We start from the raw sequence: 1,551 nt of genomic DNA on the forward strand, positions 1-1,551 counted from the left end.
GCGCACCGGCGAACGCCGGCACGCACGCTACGCACTAAATCTGCCCTGATTACGAATAAGAGACAGAACTCAACCGCCGCGTCCCTTTTGGACAAAGGACCGAAGAGGCTGAACCAGCTGCCCGACACGCGGGCTTCAAAATCATGCAAACCGGGTCAGGTTTCTCGACCGCGCTTTTGCGGCAATTTCCTCGCGATTGTGCGGCGGATGTGAGGTCTCGAGCGAATCGAGCAATTCGCGCGCGCATGCGGCGATTGAAACGATTGCGTGTTCAAATGCTGCCTCATTGCGTCTCGACGGCTTGGTCGTTCCACTCAGCTTTCGTACGAACTGTAATGCCGCATCACGTATTTCCTGATCGGTCGCCGGCGGATCGAAATTGAAAAGTGGTTTTATATTTCTGCACATGGACTGCTCCCAGTCATCTTCGCTTAACACGTGGCCTAGGGCCGGCCGGACGGTGGCTCATCTGCGCCGGGAGATTTCAAAGCACGATGCGCCTTCTCTCGGTGCAACCACTTCCCGTGCCCATCCCATCCTCGCCTCCCCCTCGATCGGACAGTCCTACCCCTCTGTCGCTCGGGCTGACAACACCTAGATAACGAAAAAGACGCCATAAGTCAGTCTGTCAGCCACCGCTCCTGGCATCGGGTGCACGCGCCATGGCGTCGAGGTCAMCATTGACGCCGGTTTTGCCGCCTGCGTCGGATGGTTCCATGTCCCCTTTGCCTTGAACGTCGGACCGCTCGGCACCCACCCTTAACGTCGAAGCCCCGGAAGCTGTCACGCAAAAGGTAACAGCTGTTACCTTTTGGACCCCGGCTATCATAATCGCCTCGATCGTCAAACACGAGCGCAGACCATTGATGCCACCGCAAACTCGCTTGTCGAGCGGCCCTGCCCCATCCCTTTCTGTCCCAAAGTTATGGTCGCTGCCATCGCTCCGTGCATTAAGTGCACAGCACGCCACGCGCCATTGGTGACATCGTTTGACCGCCCGCGTCGGATCCTTCCACGGCCCCCATGTTTAAAACGTCAGACAGCTCGGCATTTATCCGCAACGTCCGAAGTTCCCGGAAGCTGTGTCGCCTTTGGTAATTGAGCTTTCTTGAAGGAGGAGAGGGGTCCATCCTGTCGGCACGCTCCACTCCAAAGGTAACAGCTGTTACCTTTGGGTCCCAGTAGGGCTGCCTGGTTCGTCAAACCCAGGCGATAATAACATTAACGTCGATGCCGCCCAAAAATGGCGTATCGATCCGACCCTGCCCTGTCCCTCTCTGTCTCCAAGTCATTGTCGCTGCCATTGCTGCAGGCACTCACTGCGCAGGACGCCGCAGCGGCGACGTCACCAGTTGACGCCGGTTTCTGCCCGTCTGCGACTGGACCCTTCCACGTCCCTTTTGCAACCGCTCGGCACTTACTCGTAACGGCCGACGTCCCCGAAGTTATCTCGCTTTTGGTGATTGAGCCTTTTCAAGGAGGAGAAGGGTCATCCTTGTCGGCCGCCCCACCCAAAAGGTAACAGCTGTTACCTTTCGAGCCCATCGGACC

1 protein-coding gene is annotated in these 1,551 nt (G+C 57.6%); it reads right to left on the reverse strand.

Annotated features, from left to right (window positions below):
• Positions 1 to 141: 141 nt before the first annotated feature.
• Positions 142 to 408, reverse strand: a complete 267-nt coding sequence (locus tag AC1D1Z_RS37285; protein WP_131647644.1) for a DUF2277 domain-containing protein — start codon at positions 406 to 408, stop codon at positions 142 to 144.
• Positions 409 to 1,551: the final 1,143 nt, after the last annotated feature.

The sequence above is a fragment of the Rhizobium sp. P1_E1 genome, assembly GCF_056406015.1.